This window comes from Photobacterium sanctipauli, assembly GCF_003026495.1.
In the GTDB taxonomy this organism is placed as follows: Bacteria; Pseudomonadota; Gammaproteobacteria; order Enterobacterales; family Vibrionaceae; genus Photobacterium; species Photobacterium sanctipauli.
This window is the reverse complement of sequence record NZ_PYMA01000007.1, coordinates 61,352-85,591: the sequence shown is the minus strand read 5'-3', so window position 1 is coordinate 85,591 and position 24,240 is coordinate 61,352. Positions and strand designations below refer to the sequence as shown.

The following is a 24,240-nucleotide window of genomic DNA, read 5'->3' as shown; positions in this document are numbered from 1 at the left end:
CACGAAAATCTAGTGTAACCAATTGCTCATCTTGTGATGCTGGTCTACATCTTGCCGCACTTTACGATTATTTATGCACTGCAATCTGTTTTGATTCATCTGCTTTCACAGCATTAATATCTACCCTAGACTATGCAGCTAGTTACAGAGTGTCTCATTTATGAGCCACTCTAGATTTTGTAGTAGAAAAACGAGATAACGTAAAAAAGGCCACATGATGTGGCCTTTTAACTTATTGCCTATAAAGGGCTTAACCTGTGTTGCGCATACCGGTTGCGATACCGGCGATGGTGACCATCAAGGCCTCTTCCATCATCGGTGATGGCTCCGCCTGTTGGCGGGTACGGTACAGTAGCTCGGCCTGAAGCATATTCAATGGCTCGACGTAGATATTACGCAAGCGAATCGCTTCCGCGCCCCATGGGTTTTGCTCCATTAGGTGATCGCTGTTTTCGACCGTCAGTACCGCCTTGATGTCTTTCTGAAGCTGGTCGCGCAGCTGCTGGCCCAACGGCCATAGCGACTTGTCAGTCAGGCGCTGATCATAGTATTCCGCAATACCGATATTGGTTTTGGTAAATACCATCTCCAGCATACCTAGGCGGGTAGAGAAGAATGGCCATTCACGACACATCTCCTCCAGCTGCGGGGCGTGGCCCTTGTCGATCGAGAACTGGATGGCTTTACCCGCGCCAAGCCAAGCAGGCAGTAGCAAACGGTTTTGGCTCCAGGCGAAGATCCAAGGAATGGCGCGCAGGCTTTCCACACCGCCTTTCGGGTTACGCTTAGCCGGGCGTGAGCCCAGAGGCAGCTTGCCGAGTTCCAGCTCCGGGGTTGCGGCGCGGAAGTAAGGCACAAATTCCTCGTTACCGCGTACGACGTCGCGGTAGGCCTCGCAAGAGACCTCAGATAGCACGTCCATCAGTTCGCGCCAATCTTGCTTGGGCTCCGGTGGTGGCAGAAGGTTGGCTTCCAGGATGGCACTCGCGTACAAGCTCAGGCTGTTTACCGCCACTTCTGGCAGGCCAAGCTTAAAGCGGATCATCTCGCCCTGCTCGGTTACACGCATGCCGCCTTTCAGGCTGCGAGGTGGCTGGGACAGCAATGCTGCATGGGCTGGTGCACCACCACGGCCAATAGAGCCGCCACGGCCATGGAAAAGGGTGAGTTCGACATTGGCTTCTTCACAGACCGATACCAAGGCTTCCATCGCGCGGTACTGTGCCCAGCCCGCTGCCATCACGCCCGCATCTTTGGCTGAGTCAGAGTAACCGATCATGACCATCTGGAAATTTTGGATAAAGCCACGGTACCAGTCGATGTTCATTAGCTGCTTGATAACCGCTTCGGCATTGTTAAGGTCGTCGAGGGTTTCGAACAGTGGGCACACGTCCATACGGAACGGGCAGCCAGCTTCTTGCAGTAGTAGGTGGACGGCAAGGACGTCGGAAGCGGTACGCGCCATTGAGATAACGTAGGCACCCAGCGCTTCTCGTGGTTGCTCGGCAATGGCCTTGCAGGTCTCGATAACTTCGCGGACTTCGTCTGATGGCTCCCAGTCACGCGGAAGCAGCGGACGCTTGGAGGATAGCTCGCGAACCAGGAAGGCAACTTTGTCCTGCTCGCTCCACTGATCGTAATCACCTAGGCCCAGGTAACGGGTTAGCTCGGAAATCACATTGGAGTGGCGGGTACTTTCCTGGCGGATATCAAGGCGAACCAAGTGTACACCGAAGCACTTGATGCGGCGTAATACATCCAGCAAGTGGCCGTCGGCAATAATGCCCATACCGCACTCGTGCAGCGACTGGTAACAGGCATATAGCGGATCCCAAAGCTGATCGACGTCGGTAATGATGCCAAAGTTTGGAACATCAAGCCCTTTGATCTTGGCATCCAACACATCGCGGGTGTTGGTTAGCTTGGCCCGAAGATCTTTCAAGATCGCACGGTACGGTTCGTGCTCGTCACCCGCTAGCTCGCGAACCTTGTCATTACATTGCACCATCGACAGTTCGCTAACTAGCTCTTGGATATCGCCCAAGTACAGATCAGCCGCTTTCCAGCGTGACAGTAGCAACACTTCACGTGTGACGTTGGAAGTCACGAACGGGTTGCCGTCGCGGTCGCCACCCATCCAGGAAGAAAACTTCACTGGCGCGGCATCAATCGGCAGGCCTTCACCCAGGTGGCTGGTCAGCTTCTCGTCAAACTGGCGCAGGAATTCTGGTACCGCTTGCCATAGCGAGTTTTCTACCACGGCGAAGCCCCACTTGGCCTCGTCTAACGGGGTAGGGCGCTGCTTGCGGATCACATCCGAATGCCATGCCTGGGCAATCAGTTGCTCTAGGCGGCGCTCGACTTTCTGGCGTTCGCTATTGGATAGCTCGCTCAGCTCCAGCTTGGATAGGCACTTATTGATTTGAACCAGTTTGTGGATCATGGTGCGACGGGCAATTTCCGTCGGGTGGGCCGTTAAGACCAGATCGATATTCAGATCGCGCACGGCCTGAATCGAGTCGAATTTGCTGATGTCTTGGCTGCTAAGTTTGCCAAAAAGGGCATCAATGGAATCTGGGCTGCAAATATTTTCTTCGCAGTGGCGCGAAACCGTATGGTATTGCTCAGCGATGTTGGTCAGGTTGAGGAACTGGCTGAAGGCTCGAGCAACAGGTAACAGCTGCTCGTCGGGTAAGTTTTGCAGTTCATCGATCAGCTTAGCGCGATCATCCTGATTACCGCCACGGGCAGATTTAGACAACTGGCGAATGTTCTCTACTTTTCCAAATAAATCATCACCATGGGCATCTTTAATAGTATTACCGAGCAGTTGGCCAAGCATTTTTACGTTGCTTTTTAGCGCGCTGTACTTTTCGTTCATATCGCATCCATCTCGTAAATTTGTTACATCCAATTTCTTTTCTGTATGACCACAATCTATCCGCGATCCCACTTTAAGGTCAACATGGATTGCAATTAGAAGAAAGAAAACGACACAACATTGATTTTTGTCATGATATGAAATTGGATTTGTAACAAATTTTCTTAATTTTTCGGCAAGAAGCACAAAAATAGTGTGTTTTATCACCGAATTGACGTGATCGTCTGACACCTTGCATTTTTGTGAAGTAATTTGCTGATAACTTATCGTTAACACGCTTTTCGATAGTTGCTTTCACTAGTGCAATTTCGAACAGCAAAGAAGCCAGCAAGAAGCAGCATAAAGACGCGAGAAGAATGGTGCTTAATTTGCAACTTTTTCCCTGCGGGTTGTTGACAGGCGCAAGATTAATCTGTAAACATATTAATTCAAAAGACGTGCATAAAAAGTTATTTGCGTTTTCCTCGAATTTTACTGAATTTGTTATTGTTGAAATAACTGATTGACTCAAGCTGTATAGGAAACTGTTAACATGAGCCAAGCGACTATTCAAAATCTGAATGCCCTCCGACGACGCTAAGTCTCACTCGCTTGGTGCACTTATTGCGCCCCCCGGCAGCTAGGCTGCTACTTGAACACCCGATAACCAACAACCCCAAAAAACGGATTTATTATGTTGAACACCTTCATTATTGGTGCCAGCGGCTACACAGGCGCAGAACTGGCAAAAATGGTACAGGCACACCCTCAGCTTGCATTGAAGGGGTTGTATGTTTCTGCAAACAGCCTGGATGCCGGCAAGCCGATCAGCGACCTGCACGGTCAGCTAAAAGGGATTGTGGATCTACCGCTCCAGCCGTTGGCCGATCCTGGCAGCGTTGCCCAGCAAGCCGATATTGTGCTGTTGGCCACTGCCCATGAAGTCAGCCACGACTTGGCGCCTACTTTTTTAGCGGAAGGTTGTCAGGTGTTTGACTTATCAGGCGCGTTTAGGGTGAAGGGCGATGAATTCTACACCCAGTATTATGGCTTCTCTCATCAACACTCCGAGTGGCTGGATCAAGCCGTGTACGGTTTGGCTGAATGGAATAAAGCCGAAATAGCGAACGCCCAGCTTATTGCAGTACCAGGGTGCTACCCGACAGCGTCGCAGTTGGCACTGAAGCCGCTGATTGAAGCGGGCCTTATCGACGGCAACCAGCTGCCCGTCATTAATGCAGTGAGCGGCGTGTCCGGTGCCGGACGCAAAGCGACGATGACCAACAGCTTTTGCGAAGTAAGCCTGCAAGCTTACGGTATTTTCAACCACCGCCACCAGCCGGAAATTGCCTCGCACCTAGGCCAAGATGTGATTTTTACCCCGCACCTTGGCAACTTCAAGCGCGGTATCTTGGCAACGATCACCGCGAAGCTAGCCGACGGTGTGGATAGCGAGCAAGTCGCGGCAGCCATGGCTTGTGCCTATGAAACCCAAGGCGAAGCAAATGCGGTGAGATTACTTGGTGAGCAAGCGGCAAACCTACAGTCGGTAGTCAATACTTGCTTCTGCGATATTGGATGGAAGTTACACGGCGGGCACATTATTTTAACATCCGCGATTGATAACTTATTGAAAGGTGCATCGTCCCAAGCGATGCAATGCATAAATATTCGAAATGGTTTCCCGCAGTTGACGGCGTTGGTTTAGGAGTAGTGTCATGAGTCAGGTTCCTTTTGTAATTAAATTGGGCGGTGCGGTTCTTTCATGCACCGAAACGCTGGAAAAACTGTTTGGGGCAATTGGCCAATATCAGCAGCAAGCACAGCGTCCCCTGTTATTGGTTCACGGTGGCGGCTACCTCGTCGATGATCTGATGGCCAAGTTGCAGCTAGAGACCGTGAAGAAAGACGGCTTGCGTGTAACCCCGGCTGAGCAAATTCCTTATATCGCCGGTGCCTTGGCGGGAACGGCAAACAAGTTGCTGCAGGGCCAGGCTCAGAAAGCTGGTGTGGCAGCGGTAGGCCTTAGCTTGGCTGATGGCGGCCTATGCCAAATTAGCGAGCTGGATCCCGAGTTGGGTGCGGTGGGCAAGGCGGCACCGGGCGACAGCAAATTGATCAGCCAGATCATGGCGGCGGGCTTTCTGCCTATCGTCAGCTCGATCGGCCTCGACAGCAACGGCGCTCTGATGAACGTGAATGCCGACCAAGCTGCGGTTGCAGTGGCGGCTGCCCTCGATGCGGAGCTGGTTTTGCTATCTGACGTTAGCGGGGTGCTGGATGGCAAAGGGCGCTTGATTAACCAATTAACCGAATCTGAAGCCGAGGCGCTGATCACCCAGGCGGTGATCACCGACGGCATGATTGTCAAAGTGCGTGCGGCATTTGATGCGGCTAAGGCACTGGGTCGCCCGATTGAAGTGGCGACATGGCGTTATCCCGATAAGCTGGCCGACTTGTTTGATGGCCAGAGCATCGGAACCAAATTCTCGCTGTAGCCAAGCTCCAGCAAAACAAATTGTATACACGGACACATTAATCACCTGAGCGGGGTGACCGTCGAGCAGGTAACTAGGAGAGAATTATGAGCAAGGTATCTAAAGTAGTATTGGCCTATTCCGGCGGTCTGGACACATCGGCCATCATTCCATGGCTGAAAGAAAACTATGACTGTGAAGTGGTCGCCTTTGTGGCCGATGTTGGCCAGGGCGAAGCTGAGCTGGAAGGCATCGAGGAGAAGGCACTGGCTTCGGGCGCGTCGTCTTGCTACATCGCCGACCTGAAAGAAGAAATGGTGAAGGACTACATCTACCCAAGCCTGAAAACCGGTGCGATCTACGAAGGCAAGTACCTGCTGGGTACGTCAATGGCACGTCCAATCATTGCCAAGGCGCAGGTTGAGTGTGCACTGGAAGTCGGCGCTGATGCACTTTGCCACGGTTGTACGGGCAAGGGTAACGATCAGGTGCGTTTCGAAAGTGCTTATGCGGCGCTGGCACCACAACTGGCGGTGATTGCCCCATGGCGTGAGTGGGATCTGCGTAGCCGTGAAGCCCTGCTTGATTACTTGGCTGAGCGTGACATTCCATGTACGGCTTCGCTGGAAAAGATTTACTCGCGTGACGCGAATGCGTGGCATATCTCTACCGAAGGTGGTGTGCTGGAAGATACTTGGAACCAGCCAAACGAGCTTTGCTGGGTATGGACCAAAGATCCAGAAGATGCGCCTGAGAAGCCTGAGCTTGTGTCTGTGCTGGTCGAAAAGGGTGAAATTGTGGCAGTTGACGGCGAAGCAATGTCGCCACTCAATGCCCTGACTTACCTGAACGACAAAGGTGCCGAGCACGGTGTTGGCCGTATCGATATCGTGGAAAACCGCTTGGTTGGTATGAAGTCGCGTGGTTGCTACGAAACCCCGGGGGGCACCATCATGAACGAAGCCCTGCGTGCGGTTGAGCAGTTGGTGCTGGACAAGGAGTCTTACGAGTTCCGTGAGAGCATTGGCCTCAAGGCTTCCCACCTGATTTACGATGGCCGCTGGTTTACCCCGCTATGTAAGTCGCTTCTTGCTGCAGCCGATGAATTGGCGCAAGATGTGAGCGGTGAGGTTGTGGTAAAACTGTATAAAGGTCAAGCTACCGTTGTTCAGAAGCGCTCTGCTAACAGCTTGTATTCAGAAGAGTTTGCAACATTTGGTGAAGATGAGGTTTACGATCACAGCCATGCTGGTGGCTTCATCCGCCTTTACTCGCTGGCAAGCCGCATCCGTGCCCTGAACGAGCAGAAAAAGTAATACCCATAATTAGCAGCAACGAGCAAGTCGAGTAGGAAACATAGGAGAAGTACCATGGCACTCTGGGGCGGACGGTTCAGTCAGGCAGCTGACACACGGTTTAAGCAGTTCAACGATTCATTGCGTTTTGACTACCGTTTGGCGGAGCAAGATATCGTGGGCTCGATTGCTTGGTCGAAGGCATTGCGTCAGGTGAATGTCCTGACCGATGAAGAGCAGCAGAAGTTGGAGCTGGCACTTAACGAGCTTAAGTTGGCGGTAATGGAAGATCCGGAGCAGATCCTGCGCTCGGATGCCGAAGATATCCATAGTTGGGTTGAGCAGCAGTTGATTGCCAAGGTCGGTGACTTGGGCAAGAAGCTTCATACCGGCCGTTCGCGTAACGACCAGGTTGCCACCGACCTCAAGCTATGGTGCCGCCAGCAAGGCCAGCAGCTGCTGTTGATGCTTGATCAGCTTCAGAACCAGCTGGTCTCGGTTGCCCGTGATCACCAAGGTACGGTATTGCCGGGTTACACCCACCTTCAGCGTGCCCAGCCGGTTACCTTTGCCCATTGGTGTTTGGCCTATGTTGAAATGTTCGAGCGTGACTACTCGCGCTTGCAAGATGCGATGGATCGGTTGGATACCTGTCCGCTGGGCTCGGGCGCCCTTGCGGGGACAGCTTACCCGATTGACCGTGAAGTGCTGGCCCATAGCCTGGGCTTCCAACGCGCAACCCGTAACAGCCTGGACTCGGTTTCGGATCGTGACCATGTGATGGAGCTGCTATCCACGGCGTCGATTTCGATGCTTCATCTGTCGCGCATGGCCGAAGATTTGATCTTCTACAACTCCGGCGAGTCTAACTTTATCGAGTTGGCCGATACCGTGACATCCGGCTCGTCACTGATGCCGCAGAAGAAAAACCCGGATGCGCTTGAGCTGATCCGTGGTAAGTGCGGCCGGGTATACGGCGCCATGACCGGTATGATGATGACGGTGAAGGCACTGCCGCTGGCCTACAACAAGGATATGCAAGAAGACAAGGAAGGCTTGTTCGATGCCCTTGATAGCTGGCATGAATGCATGGAAATGGCCGCGTTGTGCTTCGATGGTATCAAAGTGAACAAAGAGCGTACGCTGGAAGCGGCGATGCAGGGTTACTCGAATGCGACAGAGCTAGCCGATTACTTGGTGGCGAAGGGGATCCCGTTCCGTGAAGCGCACCATATTGTCGGGGTTGCGGTAGTGGCGGCCATTGCCAAGGGCTGCGCACTGGAAGAGTTGTCGCTGGAAGAAATGAAGGGCTTCTCCGAGGTGATAGACAACGATGTATATCCTATCCTGACGATTGAGTCTTGCTTGGAGAAGCGTTGTGCACTTGGTGGTGTGGCACCGAACCAGGTCGACTTTGCGATCAGCCAGGCCGAGAAGCGCCTAGAGAAGCGTTACTCGCCAGGGGTCAAAGTTCGCGGGGCGCGCCTGACCGATCTCGATGCTATCGAGGGCATGGTCGCCTATTGGGCGGGGCTTGGCGAGAACCTGCCAAGGCTGCGTAATGAACTGGTACGTGATATTGGCTCGTTCGCCGTAGCCGAGCACCATGGTACGGTAACGGGGTGTGCGTCCTTGTATGTTTATGACTCCGGCTTGGCCGAAATCCGCTCCTTGGGTGTTGAGGCCGGTTGGCAGCAACAGGGGCAGGGCAAGGCGATTGTCGAGCACCTGATTGAGAAAGCCGATCAAATGGCTATCAAGAAGGTCTTTGTGCTGACCCGTGTGCCTGAGTTCTTCATGAAGCAGGGCTTTATCCCAACGTCGAAGTCGCTGTTGCCTGAGAAGGTGATGAAAGACTGTGACCGCTGTCCTCGCCAGCACGCTTGTGATGAGGTTGCGCTGGAAGTACGCTTGGATCAAGAGCAAGTGATCCCAACCGTGAATGTGGCATAGCCTGGTCGTTTAACGGCAAGCATGCCTAGATCAGGGGTATTTTGTATCAAAGCCCGGCGCTAAGCGTCGGGTTTTTGCTTTCTGGCGTGGCGGATAGCCAGTGCAGCAATACCATGCAAGGCCAATAGGGCGGTAAAGCCCGAAGCGGCAAACAGCAGGGTTAGGGATTCAACCGATGTGGGCGTGGCAAGATAAAAATACCACCATACCAGCCAGCTTAGCGGTGCCAGCAGCAATAGCTGCAAAACGCAGCGGCGGCAGCGGCCGAGCTTCTGTTTGATCCGGCTTGAGGTGCAGTGACGGCAATGGGCCATGGCGTTGACTTGTCTGGTGGTGGTTGGGCAAGGTTAGCAGGCTGGGCGTAAAAAGAAAAACGCCCTCACAGGGAGGGCGGGTCGGTAGTGCAAGGAAAGTAGGATATTCGGTTAGCAGCCTGGGCCGCAGTCCAAGCAATGCTTGATCATCTCTGGGCCGAGGTGGAGCTTGGCGTTCAGATCTCGCAGCGCGGTACGAACGCCTTCCTCAATGACCGGGTGGTAGAAAGGCATATCTAGCATTTCGGCCACGGTCATCTTGTTTTGGTGTGCCCATGCCAATAGGTGGGCGAGGTGCTCGGCATTCGGGCCCATCATCTCGGCACCAAGGAAGCGGCCGGTACCATGCTCGCCATAGACATGCAGGACACCCTTGTTGCGCAGCATCACCCGCGAGCGGCCTTGGTTCTCGAATGAAACGATGCCGGTTTCAAAGCAGCCGCAGTTGCCTAGGCGTTCGGTGATTTCCTTGTGGCTTTCACCGACCATTGCGATTTGCGGATCTGAGAATACCGCAGAAATTTTCGAACGGCGCAGGCCGGCACGGATGTCGGGGAAGCGGCCTGCGTTATCGCCGGCAATTCGGCCTTGGTCGGCTGCCTCGTGCAATAAAGGTAACTGGTTGCTGGCATCACCGGCAATGAAAATGGATTCCACCGAGGTTTGCAGCGTGAAGTGGTCTGCAACGGGTACGCCGCGTTGATCCAGCTCCATTTGGGTATTTTCTATGGCCAGTTTGTCGACATTCGGGCGGCGGCCCGTGGCGGCCAGCACGTAATCGACATTGATGGTTTGTAACTCGCCTGACTTATCAAGGTATTGGATTTCGACACTGTCGCCTGCGCGCTTCATGCTTTCTACCTTAACATCGGCATCGAGGTAGAACTCTTCGTTGAAGGCTTTATCGGCATAGGCCATCACTGCTGGATCGGTTAGCGGGCCTACTTGGCCACCCAAGCCGAACATGACCACGTCGACACCAAGGCGCTTCAGTGCTTGTCCGAGCTCAAGGCCAATCACGCCTGGGCCAAATACCGCGACCGAATTGGGTAAATCGTCCCAATCAAAGACATCATCATTGATGATCAGGCGGTCGCCTAGCTCGTTCCATACCGCCGGGTAGGCCGGGCGAGAGCCCGTGGCGATCACAATGCGCTTGGCATTAATCTGGGTGTGGTTATCAACGGTCAGTGTGTTGTCGTCAACGAACTTTGCATAGCCAGTAATTTTGTCTTCGGCCGGGATCTCATCAACGCCTTCCAATACGAAGCCAACAAAACGGTCGCGCTCGCGCTTGACGCGGTCCATCACCTCGCGGCCGTTAATCACGATCTCGCCTTGTGGGTGGACACCGAAAGCAGGTGCTTTTTCAATTTGATGAACGCTTTCTGCTGCGGCGATCAGTAGCTTTGATGGCATGCAACCAACCCGTGCGCATGTGGTGCCGTATGGGCCGCCCTCAATCATTGCTACGCTATCTGTGTGCGCCCTTGCTGCGCGGTAAGCACCCAGTCCAGCCGTACCACCACCGATCACGGCCACATCAACATTCAACGTTTTCATCTGCTTTCTCCACAAAGTCTTGCTTGTTGGCCCAGTGCAACACCGGGCCGTATTATTGTTATGGCTGGGGCTTAGCCTAGGTAAGCTTCTAGCTCTTCGCTGCCACCGATGTGCTTACCACCGATGAATACTTGAGGTACCGTGCTGCGGCCAGAGATTGCGCGTAGGCTAACGGTTGTTGCGTCTTTACCCAGTACCACTTCTTCATATTGCAAACCTTTGTCGATAAGGTTTTGCTTTGCTTTGGCACAGAAAGGACAGCCTGGCTTGGTAAATACAGTGATTGACTCCTGCAGCTGGTGGCTAGGGGCAATGTATTTCAGCATGGTGTCGGCATCAGAAACCTTGAACGGGTCGCCCGGCTCTTCGTTTTCGATGAACATCTTCTCTACCACGCCGTTTTTAACCAGCATGCTGTAACGCCATGAACGAGGACCGAAACCAAGCTCTTCTTTATCAACCAGCATGCCCATGCCTTTGGAAAACTCGCCGTTGCCATCTGGGATGAAGGTGATGTTTTCAGCTTCCTGATCAGCCTTCCAAGCGTTCATTACAAAGGTATCGTTGACCGATACACATAGGATGTCGTCGACACCGTGCTCGGCAAAGATAGGCGCCAGCTCGTTGTAGCGTGGTAGGTGGCTAGAAGAACAAGTCGGGGTAAACGCGCCCGGTAGGCTGAATACGATAACGGTCTTGTTGTCGAATAGCTCGTTGGTTGTCACGTCGACCCACTGATCGCCTTGGCGAGTGTGGAAGGTTACCTGAGGGATTGCTTGGCCTTCTTTAGATGCAAACATAATCTTTTCCTTTAACTTTAAATGCTTAATGGTTTTTTTGTTACAACCGGAGTGTATCTCTCGTTGCTCCCTGTTGATGTGATGATTATGTGATTTCTGGCTTGATAGTTCTAATCGTTTGCTGCTATGGTTTTGATAGTTTATTTCTATCAAAGTGGTTAGCGATGAATATCCGTGATCTTGAATACCTGGTCGCCCTGTCCGAGCATAAGCATTTTCGCAAGGCAGCCGAGGCGTGCTTTGTCAGCCAACCGACCCTGAGCGGCCAAATCCGCAAACTGGAAGATGAGTTGGGTGTTGCATTGCTCGAGCGAACCAGCCGCAAGGTACTTTTTACCGATGCCGGTTTGAGCTTAGTCGCGCAGGCGCAAAAAGTATTGTTGGAAGTGAAAGTATTGACCGAGTTGGCGAGCCAGCAGGGCGAGAGCATGTCCGGGCCTTTGCATATCGGTTTCATCCCCACCGTTGGGCCCTACCTGCTGCCGCATATAATTCCTCAGATCAAAGCCAATTTCCCTGAACTTGAGCTTTTCCTGCATGAGGCGCAAACCCATCAACTGGTGAAGCAGTTGGAAGAAGGCAAGCTTGATTGCATCATCTTGGCAGCCGTCGAAGAGACGGAACCTTTTATTGAGCTACCGCTTTACCATGAACCTATGGTGCTGGCCGTGCCGGAAGACCACCCTTGGTCATCGCTTGATTGCTTTGACATGGTGGGGCTGAGCGGCGAAACCGTCTTGATGTTGGGCGACGGCCACTGCTTGCGGGATCAGGCGATGGGGTTCTGTTTTGCCGCTGGCGCGACCGAGGATGGCAGCTTCAAGGCAACCAGCCTCGAAACCTTGCGCAATATGGTCGCGGCGGGAAGCGGGATCACCTTGCTCCCGCAGCTGGCTATCCCCAAGGAGCGCCAGCGCGACGGGGTTTGTTACATAACGGCAGAAAACCCAGTGCCAACCCGCCTTATCACCTTGGCCTACCGCCCGGGATCGCCGCTCAAGGCGCGCTATGAGAAACTGGCGGAGCTGATCCAGCAGCATATTGCGACCAAGTTGCCGGCAGACGATTAAGCGACTGATACAACTGATACAACTGATACAACTGATACAAAAAGAGCACCTTGCGGTGCTCTTTGTCGTTTTGGTGCTTGGCTAGAATAGCTCGTCTGAGCTGTCCCCCGAGAAGATCTGATCTTCGGCGCGATCGCTGACCACCTCCGTCGGCTCGGTACCCTTCTCGAAGTACTCGAACATTGAGGTGAAGTCGTTGCGGCTGCTCAGCTTGCCCGAATCACGGTCGATGCGAACCTTGACGATGTCATCCGGCAATTGCTTGCGCTGGACAGGCACATCCTCAAGCGCCGTTTTCATGAAGCTGACCCATGCTGGCTGGGCAGTTTTAGCGCCGGCCTCAGCACCCGAAATTTGGTTCTTGTCGAGGTTGTTGTTCCAAGACACCCGGCCGAGGTTGCGGCTGTGATCATCGAAGCCAACCCACGAGGTGGCAACAATACCCGGGCCGAAGCCTGAATACCAAGTATCTTTCGAGTCATTGGTGGTACCGGTCTTGCCGCCGACATCACGGCGTTTTAGCACCTGGCCTCGCCAACCCGTACCGTTCCAGCCGGTACCGTTACGCCAGTCACCGCCGCCCCAGATATTGCTTTCCAGCATTTCACGCACCAAGAAAGCGTTCTGCTCGGAGATCACCTGCGGTGCATACTGCACAGCTTGCTGATCTTTTTCCTGGCTGCTGCCTGAGGTACTTAGCTGTTGCTCGCTGATGGCGATGTCGTTTAATACCGGGCTAGTGCTGGCGACCACATTGCCCGCTTGCTGTTGCTCGCGCTGGCATTCGCTGTTGCACACAATGTCTGGGTTGGCTTGGTAAATCAGGTTGCCATATGGGTCTTCGACGCGCTCGATGAAGTACGGGTCGACATAGTAGCCGCCATTGGCGAAGACCGCGAAACCTTGCGCCACTTCAAGCGGTGTCAGGCTGCCCGCACCCAGCGCCAAAGGCTCAGCGCGCGGCAAGTCCTTCTTCTTGAAGCCAAAGCGGGTCAGGAAGTCGATAGTCTCATCCAGGCCAACATTCTGCAGTACACGCACGGCCATCACGTTCTTTGACTGGGCCAGGCCAATACGCAGGCGGGTAGGGCCGTTGTAGGTTGGTGGCGAGTTCTTAGGGCGCCATGCGGTGCCCATGCTCTGGTCCCAGCGGTTGATTGGGGCATCGTTCACCAGCGATGCCAAGGTCATGCCGTTATCAAGAGCGGCAGAGTAGATAAACGGCTTGATAGCCGAGCCAACCTGGCGGACCGATTGGGTCGCACGGTTGAATTTGCTGTGAACAAAGTTAAAGCCGCCCACCATTGCTTTCACCGCACCGTTCTGTGGTGAAACCGCAACAAGCGCGGTGTTGGCATCGGGCACTTGGCTTAGCACCCAGTTCTCACCCCTGAGCTGTACCCAGATTTGCTGGCCGGCCGCCAAGATATCGCTGGCGTTCTTTGGTGCCGGGCCCTGGCGGGTGTCGGTGATGAACTTCCTTGCCCACTTCATGCCATCCCATTCTAGGGTTTGTTGCTCACCGGCTTTGGTGACAACAGAGGCGGTTTTGCCTTCGACACCAACCACCACCGCCGGGATCAGCTGGCCATAGGTTGGCTGCTTGGCTAGGTGGTCGTCGATTTGCTCATTGCTCCATGCCGCCTGGCCTGGTTGCCACAGGGTAGCAACTTCGCCGCGGAAGCCGTGGCGCTGATCATAGCCGAGCAGGTTGTCGATAGCGGCTTGCTGGGCTGCTCGCTGGAGCTTTGGATCAACCGTGGTGTAAATACGCATGCCCGAGGTATAGGCATCTTCGCCGTAGCGCTCGACCATCCATGCACGGGCACGCTCGGCAAAATACGGCGCGTTTAGCTCAATTTCGGCACTGTGGTAGCGGGCAACAATCGGTTCGGAGCGGGCTTGGTCGAACTCGGCTTGGGTAATGTAGCCTTCAGACAGCATACGGCCAAGTACTACGTTGCGTCGCGAGGTTGCGCGATCAACCGAGTAAATCGGGTTCATGGTTGACGGTGCCTTCGGCAGGCCGGCGATCGTGGCGAGTTCACTCAGTGTCAGATCATTGACCTCCTTACCGAAATAAACTTGTGCCGCGGCACCGACACCGTAGGAGCGGTAGCCCAAATAGATTTTGTTGAGGTAAAGCTCAAGGATTTCATCCTTGGTCAGCAGTTGCTCGATATGGATAGCGATAAAAATCTCTTTGATTTTTCGCATGATCTTCTTCTCGTTGGTCAAGAAAAAGTTACGGGCGAGCTGCTGGGTGATGGTACTCGCACCCTGCTTGGCGCTCCCCGATGTTGCCACCACGAAAGCGGCACGGGCAATACCGATAGGGTCGATACCCGGGTGATCATAGTAGCGGCTATCTTCGGTTGCGATAACGGCATTGACCATTTGCGGCGGGATTTCATCAAGGGTCAACGGGATCCGGCGCTTCTCTCCGAATTGGGAGATCAGTTTGCCATCAGCACTGAATACCTGCATAGGTGTCTGTAATTCAACATTTTTCAATGTTGCAACATCCGGCAGCTCTGGCTTCACATAGAGGTAGAAACCAAAGATTGTACTGACTCCAAGAATTATGCAAATCAATGCAAGTATGAGTAATCGCTTTATGAACTTCACTTGAGAATTCCCGTTACACCAACATTCGCGCGTTTAATATCCATCTACCGATAGTATAAAGATAACTTCAGTAAAATTAACGCCATAACGCGGTGTTTGTTTTTCAAAACATTTTGCTTTTCCGCTTACTAGGGAGCATAGCACGGTATGTTTCGGAACCCACTAACTATTGGGATTGATATTGGCCACCACAGTGTCAAGGCGGTGGTGTTAAGACAGAAGAAAACCGATCTAGAACTAGTGGCTTTCGCCGAGGTCATCTTAACGACTCCGGTACTTAACGAGCAGCATAGCGTAAATGCCCCTTCCTTGTTGTCAGCTGTACGTAAATTAAAAAAGAGCCTGCCTTTCGGGGCCCGCAATGCCGTGCTTGCGCTGCCCGATAGCGCGGTGATCAGCAAGGTGATTCAGCTCGACACCAGCTTGAGCGAAGACGAGGCGGTGTTTGCGGTTGAGCAGGCCCTCAGTGCTTCGTCGCCGTTCCCCGTTGAAGAGCTAAGTACCGATTTTTTCCCGCTCGCGACCGACTCGTTTGCCGAGCCGGCACCCACCTTGCCCTACCAAGTGTTTGCCGCCCGCAGGGAAACGGTTGAAAACCGGGTGGCGGTATTGCGCAAGGCCGGGTTGAAACCACAGGTGGTGGAACTGCAAACCCATGCCTTGCTCTGGCTTGAATCGGTCACCGCCCAAAGCCACGAGACCGATGGCCAGTGGGGGGTGGTCGATGTCGGCCAATGCCGAACCGCATTTTGCGTCAACCCTGCCAATAGTGCGGCATACCACCGGGAGCTTGCCTTCGGCGCGGAATCATTCGAAAAGCCATCCACCCAGATGGATCTTGCAGGTTCAACGGATACGGCAAACCTAGAGGCGAGGGAGCGCTTTACCAAGTTGCTGGCCGATAACCTCAGGCGTCAATTCCAACTGTATAACTCGACCCACCCCCGGGCGACATTGCAAGGGGTTTGGCTGAGCGGCGGCGGCCAGCAATTTGTTGTGCACCAAGTGTTGCAGCGGATGCTCGGGATCAGCGTGAAAGGGCTACACCCATTGGCGGTATTTGAGCGCAGCCAGAAAATTGATGCGGCGCTGGAGCAGGGGATGCTCGGGCAATATGCTGTGGCCGCGGGATTGGCTGTTCGAGGGACGGCGGCATGATAGCCAAACTCAACCTGCTTCCTTGGCGTGAAGAAAGGCGGCGCCAACACCGGCAACGTTTTACTGCCTTACTGGCTGGCGTGGCAGGCATGGTCGCTTTTGGGTTATGGCTTGCCTCGGGTTTTCTTGGCCAGCAGCAACAGATCCAACATGAGCGCAATAGCCAATTGTCGAATGAGATCAGGTTGCTCGAGCAGCAGTTGTCGCTGCTGCCCGAGATGGACAGGCAGCGTGATGCACTTAGCCAGCGCTTGGCGGTGATCACCGATATTCAAAAAGGGCGTAACCATATCACCCGCCTGATGAGCCTATTACCCAGTGTTGTGCCCCAAGGGGTGTACCTTAAATCACTGGTGATGACTGGCAGCCATACCAAGGTCGAGGGCGTCGGCGACTCGAACGGCCGCTTGGCCACGCTGTTATCGAACGCTGAATCATCAGAGTGGCTGAGCCAGGTGAATATGCATTCCATCGTGCTAGAGAAGGGGGAGCAAGAGCGTGAAAAGACCCAATTCAAAGCGTCATTCGTGCTGCGAACACCCCAAGAGGCGTTGCTGGCGATAAAGCAAGGCAAGAAGGAGCTCCCCGGTGACTGATTGGCATGAGCTCGAGCTCGATGAAATGATGGAGTGGCCCTTTGCGGCCCAGTGTGTGGTGGCCGCTTTATTGGCAGCCGTCCTTGCCGTGGCCGGATACTGGTATTGGATCACCCCGATGCAGGATGAGCTGGCCCGGGTGAAATTGACCGAGGCTGATTTGCGGCAGCAGTTGGTACGTCGGGCTAACCAGGTCGCGGCCTTGCCCAAGGTGAGGCAGCAAATTGAAATCTTGGAAGACCGCTACCAGTTTGTTGTCCGCCAATTGCCCGAGGAAGAGGAGCTAGCCAGCCTACTGAGCAGCGTCAACGATATCGGTGTGCGCAATGGGCTTGAGTTTCAACGTATTGAGTGGGCGTCGAGGGTGGAGCACGGGTTGTACTTTGAACTGCCGATCAGCATTGTTTTGACTGGGGAATATGAAGATATCGGTTTGTTTGTTGAGGATATTGCCAAGTTGTCTCGGATTGTCACCTTAAAAGATATCGAGTTGAAAAAGCCCCAGGGCACCGAAGTGAAAGGCCAACTCACGCTCAGGGTATCGGCGACAACATATCGGTTTAAGGCGCCGGTCAAGGAGCAAGGATGAAGCGACGCATTTGGGTTGCCGGCTTGTGGCTGGTCGGCTTGATGGGGTGCAAGGCCAATGACGACTCGGTGGCCCAGTTTATTAGCCACTCCCATCAACAGGCGCATGCGAGTGTCGAGCCCTTGGAGGAGCAGCCGACCTTCGTTGCCGAATCGTTTGTGATGACCAGTACCCGCTCGCCTTTTATGCAGCCCTACCCGGAGCCCGGGGAGGTACTGGGTGGACAAAAATTGGCTTGTTGGCAGCCGACGGTGCGATCGCAACGCGCGCCGCTGGAGCGCTACCCGTTGGCCCAGCTAAGCATGCGAGGGGTGATAGGGGATGCCGAGCAGCTATGGGCGTTGATTTACACCCCGGAAGGCAAGTTGGCCAAAGTGAGGGAAGGGCACTACATAGGGTTAAACCAAGGCAGGATTAAGCAGGTCGGCCGGAAGGCCGTAGAGATTGAAGAAGTATTGCCTGATGGCGAGGGGTGCTGGATTAAAAGAGCGAGCTCCCTGGCCCTGGTCAAGCATGATAGCGACGTATAAGGCATATAAATTGAGACGGATGATGATGGCAAGGACGGCTTTGGGGCTAGTTAGTTGGTTGGGGTGTAGGAATTGCGTGGCAAAGGTGGCGGGGTTGGTTTGCCTTCTTGCCTTTGGCTCTGTGTGGGGGGCGCAGGCGGCGGAAAACCAGGTGACCAAGATTGATTTTCAGCGGACGGCGCAATCTGAAGGCCTGCTGCTCATCGAGCTGGCCCAGGCGCGATCATTGGTGGATATGCGCCAATCGGGCAAGCAACTCTATATCGATATCCATGACACTACTATCCGCGACGAAATGGTCTATTTGCTCGATGTTGCGGATTTCGGTACCCAGGTCAGTACCGTCGAAACATTCAGGACCGAGCGCGGTGTGAGGCTGGTGGTGACGATGAGCGGTACATTTCGCTATGACTACAGCAGCGAGGGGCGTGCCGTCGAGGTCTCGATTGCCGTTGTAGAGGCCGCCCTGGCAGCCGCCGACGTCCCAACCCAGATCACCTATGATGGCAAGCCTATCTCGATAAATTTTCAAGATGTTCCTGTCCGCAATGTGCTTCAGCTTATCGCTGAGTACAACGACTTTAACCTGGTGGTGTCCGACTCGGTGCAGGGCAACTTGACATTGCGACTTGACGACGTGCCGTGGCAACAAGTGCTCGATATTATCCTCAAAGCCAAGGGGCTTGATAAGCGCGAGCAAGGCTCGGTGGTGCTGGTTGCGCCCAAAGACGAGTTGGCCCAGGGTGAGCAGCAGCAGTTGGCGGCTAAGCGCAAAGAAGAAGAGCTTGCCTCATTGCGCTCTGAGATCATCCAGATCAGCTATGCCAAGGCGACCGATCTAGGGGATTTGCTGCTTGGCGAAGAAGATGGGGAGAGCATGTTGTCTGCGCGCGGCTCGTTGCACATCGATGCGCGTACCAATTCCCTGATCATCAATGATATCCCCGATAGCTTGACCAATATTCGCGATATTGTCGCCGCGTTGGATGTGCCCGTGAAGCAAGTGCAGATCGAGGCGCGGATTGTCACGGTCAACGAAGGGGATGTCGATGAGCTAGGCGTTCGCTGGGGGATCTTGTCGACAAACGGTAACAATACGGTTGGCGGCTCTATCGAAAGTAACCTCAATTCGATTGGCTTGCTGGAAGATGAGGCCACCGTTGACGATTTTCTCAATGTGAACCTTGCCGCGACCAAGGCCGGGGCATCGAGCATAGCATTCCAAGTGGCGAAAATTGGCGATGTCTTGCTGGATCTAGAACTGTCTGCCTTGCAATCGGAAAACAAAGCCGAAATTATCTCGAGCCCGCGCTTGATGACCACCAACAAGAAGATGGCCTATATTGAGCAGGGGACAGAAATCCCATACCTGGAGGCATCATCGAGCGGGGCGGTGTCGGTGGGCTTCAAAAAAGCGGTGCTGAGCTTGATGGTCACACCGCAAATCACCCCCGACGGGAAATTGGTATTGGACTTGGTGGTAACCCAAGACAAACCGGGTTCGGTCGTGAATACCGGCACGGGCGAAGCGGTGGCGATCGATACCCAGCGCATCGGTACCCAGGTGCTGGTCGAAAATGGCGAAACGGTTGTGCTTGGCGGCATATACCAGCACGCCCTGAATAACTCGGTGCGTAAAGTGCCCTTACTCGGGGATTTACCCGTGCTTGGCGCACTTTTCCGCCATAAACTGGAAGAGCTTGCCAAGCGGGAACTATTGATTTTCGTCACCCCAAAGATCGTCTATCAATAGCCTAAATTGCTTCTTTTCAACGATAATCGCGGCAAAATTCTGATAAAAGCTTACTATTGATAGCTAGGAGCTTAGCGGGGCTGGAATAAATAACGGCTCTAACTATTGCCAAAGGCCGTCTAGACCTGAGATAATTTTCGGTCTTATCACGAATTAAAAGTGAGGAAGTTGGCGCCTCGGGCTTATTCATAGAGAAAGCCTGCGGGCGGTGTCGTTTTATTAACCGCGCGTAAAATTGCTAAAAATGGCTGAAAAACGAAATATTTTCCTGGTCGGCCCAATGGGTGCCGGCAAAAGTACTATCGGTAGACACCTTGCACAGCAGCTGCACATGGAGTTCTTTGATTCTGACTCAGTAATCGAAGATCGCACAGGCGCAGACATCAGCTGGGTTTTTGATGTTGAGGGTGAAGCAGGCTTCCGCGTTCGCGAAGAGAACGTGATTGATGATCTGACTCAGAAGCAAGGTATCGTATTGGCAACTGGTGGTGGCTCTGTGAAGAGCAAAGACAACCGCAACCGCCTGTCTGCTCGCGGTATCGTTGTATACCTTGAGACGACTATCGAGAAGCAGCTTGCACGTACGCAGCGCGATAAAAAGCGTCCTCTGCTGCAAACTGATACGCCTCGCGATGTGTTGGTTTCTCTTGCAGAAGAGCGTAATCCATTGTATGAAGAAGTTTCTGACTACGTGGTACGCACTGATGACCAGAGCGCGAAGGTAGTTGCAAACCAAATCATCAAGATGCTTGAAGAGCGTTAATTAGATACAGAGAGCTGGCCATGGAACGGATCAACGTCAACCTCGGTGACAGAAGTTACCCAATTTCAATCGGCGCCGAGTTATTTGATAACCCGGCGTTATTTTCCTCTGCGATCCCAGCAGGGCGACGCGTTGTTGTGGTCAGTAATGAAACGGTAGCCCCGTTGTATGCCGATAAGGTCATCGGGACTATCCGTTCACTATCCTGCGAAGTCGCACTCCTTTCCTTGCCTGACGGCGAGCAATACAAAACCCTTGATACGTTTAACCAAATCATGACCTTCTTGCTAGAAGGCAACTATGCCCGCGACGTGGTGATTGTTGCCCTTGGCGGCGGCGTGATTGGCGACGTGGTCGGGTTTGCGGCGGCGTGTTACCAGCGCGGGGTGGATTTTGTTCAGGTACCGACCACCTTGCTATCGCAAGTTGACTCGTCGGTAGGGGGCAAAACGGCTGTAAACCACCCGCTGGGCAAAAACATGGTTGGTGCCTTCTACCAGCCAAAAGCAGTGATTATTGATAACCACTGCCTGAATACGCTACCGGCCCGCGAGTTCGCGGCTGGGATGGCTGAAGTGATTAAGTACGGCATTATTGCCGATGCGGAGTTCTTCAGCTGGCTTGAAGACAATATCGAGAAGCTGCAGGCGTTGGATAACGATGCCCTGAGCTATGCGATTGCTCGCTGCTGTCAAATCAAAGCCGATGTCGTGGCGGCCGATGAAAAAGAATCGGGTGTTAGGGCATTGCTAAACCTTGGCCATACCTTTGGCCACGCTATCGAAGCGGAAATGGGTTATGGCAACTGGTTGCACGGTGAGGCAGTGGCTGCTGGCACGGTACAGGCTGCACTGACGGCTCAGTACCAGGGCCTAATGTCATCCGCCGATGTCGAGCGAATCATTCGCTTGCTGGAAAAGGCCAACTTACCGGTTAAGGGGCCTGAGGGGATGTCATTCGACAGTTACATGAAGCACATGATGCGCGACAAGAAAGTATTGTCTGGCCAATTGCGCTTGATTTTGCCGACAGGCATTGGTCAAGCAGAAGTGGTTGCCGGCGTGCCTGAAACTGTGTTGCAGCGCGTGATTGCTGAAAAGTAATGTAGGCCCCGATGAGCAGTGGCATGCATGTAATGTCTTTGGACCTGGATTCCCAGGTCCAACTCCTTTCCCGAATTCAATTCCTTACCCGTTTTAGCTCCAACCTGATCCCAATCACCGGTGGTGAGGGGGCGGGTAAAACGTGGCTTGCGCAGCGCTACCTTGAAAACTGGGCTGATGCCAGCCAACAGGTGCTGATGCTGTGCCACCCAAGCCAAAGCGATGCCCAGCACCGGGCAATCATACTCCAGCAACTCGCCCCGAATGCGGTTTTCAACGAGCATGATCCCCTGCTGCAAAGTATCGAGCGGATTTTGGGCCAATACCCAGTCCAACTATTACTGGTCGTGGATGATGCCCACCTATTAAGCCCAGCCATCATTGCCGAGCTATGGGCCTTGGTGCAAAAAGGCCAGGCTGAGCCAGACTGGCAGGTGAATGTGCTGCTGTTTAGCCATACCGGCCGGTTGGACAAGTACCTCGAGTCAACCTCCCATGGGCAGGGGCAGTTGCCGCTTGAAGTGGAAATTCCACCGCTGGCGGAACAAGAGGTGCAAACCTTTGTCGAAACAATGTTTGCGGCAGAACCGCTGGACGCCCAGGGACGGCGTTTATTGCGAGAAAGAGCGAGCAAGGTCGCCCCTAAACCGGGGGAGCTGGTCAAATTGGAGCAGGGAGAGCATCAGGATATGGCTAATCAAACTTCTCGAAAACCATCGCCATTGGTGGTGATGGCTGTACTGTTGGTGATCGCGGTGGCGGCGATTGTAGGCTGGCTCTACCCATCGGCGACCAATGAGGTTGCGGGCGGGGTCGGGCAAGCACAGCTTGATGAGGCCTTGGCCGAAGTCGACGTAACAGGCACCATGGATCTATCTTCCAACCTGGCGGAAGAGGAGCAGGCTAGCCCCGTCGAGCCGGAAGAGACGGCTTCTGCTGGTGCTGTTGATACCAGCGCAGATGACAGCCATAACTTGCCGCCGGAAGTGTCGATTGAGGGGCTGACGGTTGGGCGCAGCGAAACCAACCAGCGCGTGGTCGTGCCGTCGGACGTGGTGGACGCGATGATTTCCGAGCAAGATCTCGGTGGCTCGGGCGAAGAGGCCGTGGTTGATATGCGCGATACGCTGCAACCGGTGTTGCCCGAAGGCGGGGCCAGTGAACAGCCCCAAGCTGGGGGTGAAACAAATACTGTCGATGCTGAACCAAGCACGGATACAACCCCAAGCCAAACATCGTCTACCGCTGTTCAACCAGCTCCCCAAACATCAGTGCCGGCATCGGTACTTGGCGAGGCGCTGACATCGGTTGATGCCAACCATTACGCTTTGCAACTGGCGGCGATGAAGTCGTTGGATGCGGCCAGTAAGTTTATTGACGACTACGACATTGATTCGTTGGCGAGTGTCTATGAAACCCGCCGTAACGGGGTGCCGTGGTTCATTATCGTCACTGGCGACTACCCAAATGTGGTGGCGGCGCGCCGTGCCGAGACCCAATTACCGCAGCGTATTCAGGCACTCCAGCCGTGGGTGAAATCCTATCGCCAGATCCATACCGAAATCGAGCGGGTGAAATAACGCGATTGGCCGAGATATTTCCCGGTTAGCGGTATCAGTGACGGTATGAAATGGTGTACAATCCGCCACCTTTCGTAACAAAGTCGGTATTGGTGGTTAGCTGAATGAAAAAGCATCGTGCATTCCTTAAATGGGCCGGGGGCAAGTATTCCCTGGTCGAGGATATTGAACGCCGCCTTCCGCCTGCACGCAAACTGGTTGAGCCTTTTGTGGGTGCCGGTTCCGTGTTCCTAAATACCGACTTCGAACAGTACCTGTTGGCCGATATCAACCCGGACCTGATCAACCTGTACAATATCCTCAAGAACCAGCCTGAGCAGTACATCAAGGATGCGAAGGCATTGTTTACCCCCGAGTACAACCAAAAAGGGGCGTACTTGGAGATCCGCGAAGCCTTCAATAACACCCAAGATCCATACCTGCGTTCGTTGTATTTCCTGTACATGAACCGCCATGGCTTTAATGGCCTGTGCCGCTATAACAAGAAGGGCGGTTTCAATGTGCCGTTCGGCTCTTATAAAAAGCCGTATTTCCCCGAAGCCGAAATGTACTACTTCTCGGAAAAGGCCAAGCGCGCGACGTTTGTGTGCGAGGGGTACCAGCAGACATTTTCCCGTGCCCGTAAAGGGTGTGTGATTTATTGCGATCCGCCGTATGCGCCGCTTTCAACGACCGCCAACTTCACCTCTTATGCTGGCAATGGCTTTAGCTTGGATGATCAGGCGGCATTGGCCGATGTATCAGAGAAGGCGGCACGCGAACGCGATATCCCGGTGCTGATTTCCAACCACGACACCACGCTGACACGCCGTTTGTACCACGGTGCCGATCTGTCGGTTGTGAAGGTCAAGCGCACCATCAGCCGCAATGGCGGAGGCCGCAACAAGGTGGATGAGCTGCTGGCGCTGTTCAAGCCTGGCGCTGAGGTTGAATAACCGCCTTTAGCCGGCAACAAGGTGGCTTACCCCGATCAGCAAGGCCACAAACGCCGCAATAAGTACAATTCCGCCGATAATAAAGGGCCAGGCCGTGTGCTGGCTAAAATCGTGCCGCCGGTTCTTGTCCGATTGCACACCGAACAGGGCGGCTGCCACACTGGCCAATACCTGGATGATCCCCGTGCCTTGCCTGTCGTTTTTTGGTGCCTCTTGCTTCCCCATCAGCCTTCCCTGAGGTTATTGTGCCGTTTTTTAGTTTAGCTAAGACAT

Annotated in this window: 21 protein-coding genes; 15 read left to right on the top strand and 6 right to left on the bottom strand. The window is 53.9% G+C overall.

Annotated elements, in window-relative coordinates; all coding sequences use genetic code 11:
* Positions 1 to 250: 250 nt before the first annotated feature.
* Complete coding sequence (gene ppc, locus C9I98_RS12795; protein ID WP_036824936.1) at positions 251 to 2,881, bottom strand: phosphoenolpyruvate carboxylase; 2,631 nt, start codon at positions 2,879 to 2,881, stop codon at positions 251 to 253.
* A 673-nt stretch (positions 2,882 to 3,554) separates the two neighbouring features.
* On the opposite strand from ppc, the gene argC reads away from it, so the two are divergent.
* From argC to argH, 4 genes are all read left to right on the top strand, one after another.
* Entirely contained in the window at positions 3,555 to 4,568 is a 1,014-nt protein-coding gene (gene argC, locus C9I98_RS12790; protein WP_036831331.1) for an N-acetyl-gamma-glutamyl-phosphate reductase, read from the top strand.
* Positions 4,569 to 4,578: 10 nt separating this feature from the next.
* Positions 4,579 to 5,358, top strand: coding sequence for an acetylglutamate kinase (argB, locus tag C9I98_RS12785; protein ID WP_036831329.1), 780 nt, complete (start codon positions 4,579 to 4,581; stop codon positions 5,356 to 5,358).
* An 86-nt stretch (positions 5,359 to 5,444) separates the two neighbouring features.
* Positions 5,445 to 6,653 (top strand): argininosuccinate synthase, encoded by a 1,209-nt coding sequence (locus C9I98_RS12780; RefSeq protein WP_036831327.1) that lies wholly within the window; start codon positions 5,445 to 5,447, stop codon positions 6,651 to 6,653.
* 54 nt (positions 6,654 to 6,707) lie between these two features.
* On the top strand, positions 6,708 to 8,585 hold the full coding sequence (gene argH, locus C9I98_RS12775; RefSeq protein ID WP_036831326.1) for an argininosuccinate lyase: 1,878 nt from the start codon (positions 6,708 to 6,710) through the stop codon (positions 8,583 to 8,585).
* Between the two features lie 59 nt (positions 8,586 to 8,644).
* Here argH and C9I98_RS12770 read toward each other — a convergent pair whose 3' ends face one another.
* From C9I98_RS12770 to C9I98_RS12760, 3 genes are all read right to left on the bottom strand, one after another.
* Positions 8,645 to 8,899, bottom strand: coding sequence for a DUF3624 domain-containing protein (locus tag C9I98_RS12770; protein WP_036831323.1), 255 nt, complete (start codon positions 8,897 to 8,899; stop codon positions 8,645 to 8,647).
* A 111-nt stretch (positions 8,900 to 9,010) separates the two neighbouring features.
* Positions 9,011 to 10,462 (bottom strand): dihydrolipoyl dehydrogenase, encoded by a 1,452-nt coding sequence (locus C9I98_RS12765; protein ID WP_107272051.1) that lies wholly within the window; start codon positions 10,460 to 10,462, stop codon positions 9,011 to 9,013.
* 71 nt (positions 10,463 to 10,533) lie between these two features.
* Positions 10,534 to 11,262 (bottom strand): glutathione peroxidase, encoded by a 729-nt coding sequence (locus tag C9I98_RS12760; RefSeq protein WP_036824220.1) that lies wholly within the window; start codon positions 11,260 to 11,262, stop codon positions 10,534 to 10,536.
* Positions 11,263 to 11,426: 164 nt separating this feature from the next.
* Here C9I98_RS12760 and oxyR point away from each other — a divergent pair, with 164 nt between their 5' ends.
* A complete protein-coding gene (gene oxyR / locus C9I98_RS12755; RefSeq protein ID WP_107272050.1) occupies positions 11,427 to 12,332 on the top strand; it encodes a DNA-binding transcriptional regulator OxyR in 906 nt (301 codons plus the stop codon).
* An 81-nt stretch (positions 12,333 to 12,413) separates the two neighbouring features.
* Here oxyR and C9I98_RS12750 read toward each other — a convergent pair whose 3' ends face one another.
* On the bottom strand, positions 12,414 to 14,960 hold the full coding sequence (locus C9I98_RS12750; protein ID WP_107272049.1) for a penicillin-binding protein 1A: 2,547 nt from the start codon (positions 14,958 to 14,960) through the stop codon (positions 12,414 to 12,416).
* Between the two features lie 147 nt (positions 14,961 to 15,107).
* Between C9I98_RS12750 and pilM the strand changes: the two genes are divergently transcribed.
* From pilM to C9I98_RS12705, 10 genes are all read left to right on the top strand, one after another.
* Positions 15,108 to 16,118, top strand: coding sequence for a type IV pilus biogenesis protein PilM (gene pilM / locus C9I98_RS12745; protein ID WP_107272048.1), 1,011 nt, complete (start codon positions 15,108 to 15,110; stop codon positions 16,116 to 16,118).
* Positions 16,115 to 16,714 (top strand): PilN domain-containing protein, encoded by a 600-nt coding sequence (locus C9I98_RS12740; RefSeq protein WP_036820679.1) that lies wholly within the window; start codon positions 16,115 to 16,117, stop codon positions 16,712 to 16,714. Before pilM ends, C9I98_RS12740 begins: the two co-directional genes overlap by 4 nt.
* A complete protein-coding gene (locus C9I98_RS12735) occupies positions 16,707 to 17,303 on the top strand; it encodes a type IV pilus inner membrane component PilO (RefSeq protein ID WP_036820681.1) in 597 nt (198 codons plus the stop codon). Before C9I98_RS12740 ends, C9I98_RS12735 begins: the two co-directional genes overlap by 8 nt.
* The gene (locus tag C9I98_RS12730; RefSeq protein ID WP_036820683.1) at positions 17,300 to 17,833 is read left to right on the top strand and encodes a pilus assembly protein PilP; all 534 of its coding nucleotides are present in this window, start codon (positions 17,300 to 17,302) and stop codon (positions 17,831 to 17,833) included. Before C9I98_RS12735 ends, C9I98_RS12730 begins: the two co-directional genes overlap by 4 nt.
* A gap of 107 nt (positions 17,834 to 17,940) precedes the next feature.
* On the top strand, positions 17,941 to 17,988 hold the full coding sequence (locus tag C9I98_RS27125) for a hypothetical protein (protein WP_425440727.1): 48 nt from the start codon (positions 17,941 to 17,943) through the stop codon (positions 17,986 to 17,988).
* Positions 17,985 to 19,586 (top strand): type IV pilus secretin PilQ, encoded by a 1,602-nt coding sequence (locus C9I98_RS12725; protein ID WP_420848086.1) that lies wholly within the window; start codon positions 17,985 to 17,987, stop codon positions 19,584 to 19,586. The genes C9I98_RS27125 and C9I98_RS12725 overlap by 4 nt, the downstream gene beginning before the upstream one ends.
* 244 nt (positions 19,587 to 19,830) lie before the next feature.
* The gene (gene aroK / locus C9I98_RS12720; RefSeq protein ID WP_036820685.1) at positions 19,831 to 20,349 is read left to right on the top strand and encodes a shikimate kinase AroK; all 519 of its coding nucleotides are present in this window, start codon (positions 19,831 to 19,833) and stop codon (positions 20,347 to 20,349) included.
* Between the two features lie 20 nt (positions 20,350 to 20,369).
* Positions 20,370 to 21,452: a 3-dehydroquinate synthase gene (gene aroB, locus C9I98_RS12715; protein WP_036820688.1), complete on the top strand. Its 1,083-nt coding sequence runs from the start codon at positions 20,370 to 20,372 to the stop codon at positions 21,450 to 21,452.
* A gap of 32 nt (positions 21,453 to 21,484) precedes the next feature.
* On the top strand, positions 21,485 to 23,032 hold the full coding sequence (locus C9I98_RS12710; protein ID WP_245907151.1) for an AAA family ATPase: 1,548 nt from the start codon (positions 21,485 to 21,487) through the stop codon (positions 23,030 to 23,032).
* 104 nt (positions 23,033 to 23,136) lie between these two features.
* Positions 23,137 to 23,967, top strand: a complete 831-nt coding sequence (locus tag C9I98_RS12705; RefSeq protein WP_036823208.1) for a Dam family site-specific DNA-(adenine-N6)-methyltransferase — start codon at positions 23,137 to 23,139, stop codon at positions 23,965 to 23,967.
* A gap of 6 nt (positions 23,968 to 23,973) precedes the next feature.
* Here C9I98_RS12705 and C9I98_RS12700 read toward each other — a convergent pair whose 3' ends face one another.
* Complete coding sequence (locus C9I98_RS12700) at positions 23,974 to 24,192, bottom strand: DUF2970 domain-containing protein (RefSeq protein WP_036823210.1); 219 nt, start codon at positions 24,190 to 24,192, stop codon at positions 23,974 to 23,976.
* Between the last annotated feature and the right edge of the window lie 48 nt (positions 24,193 to 24,240).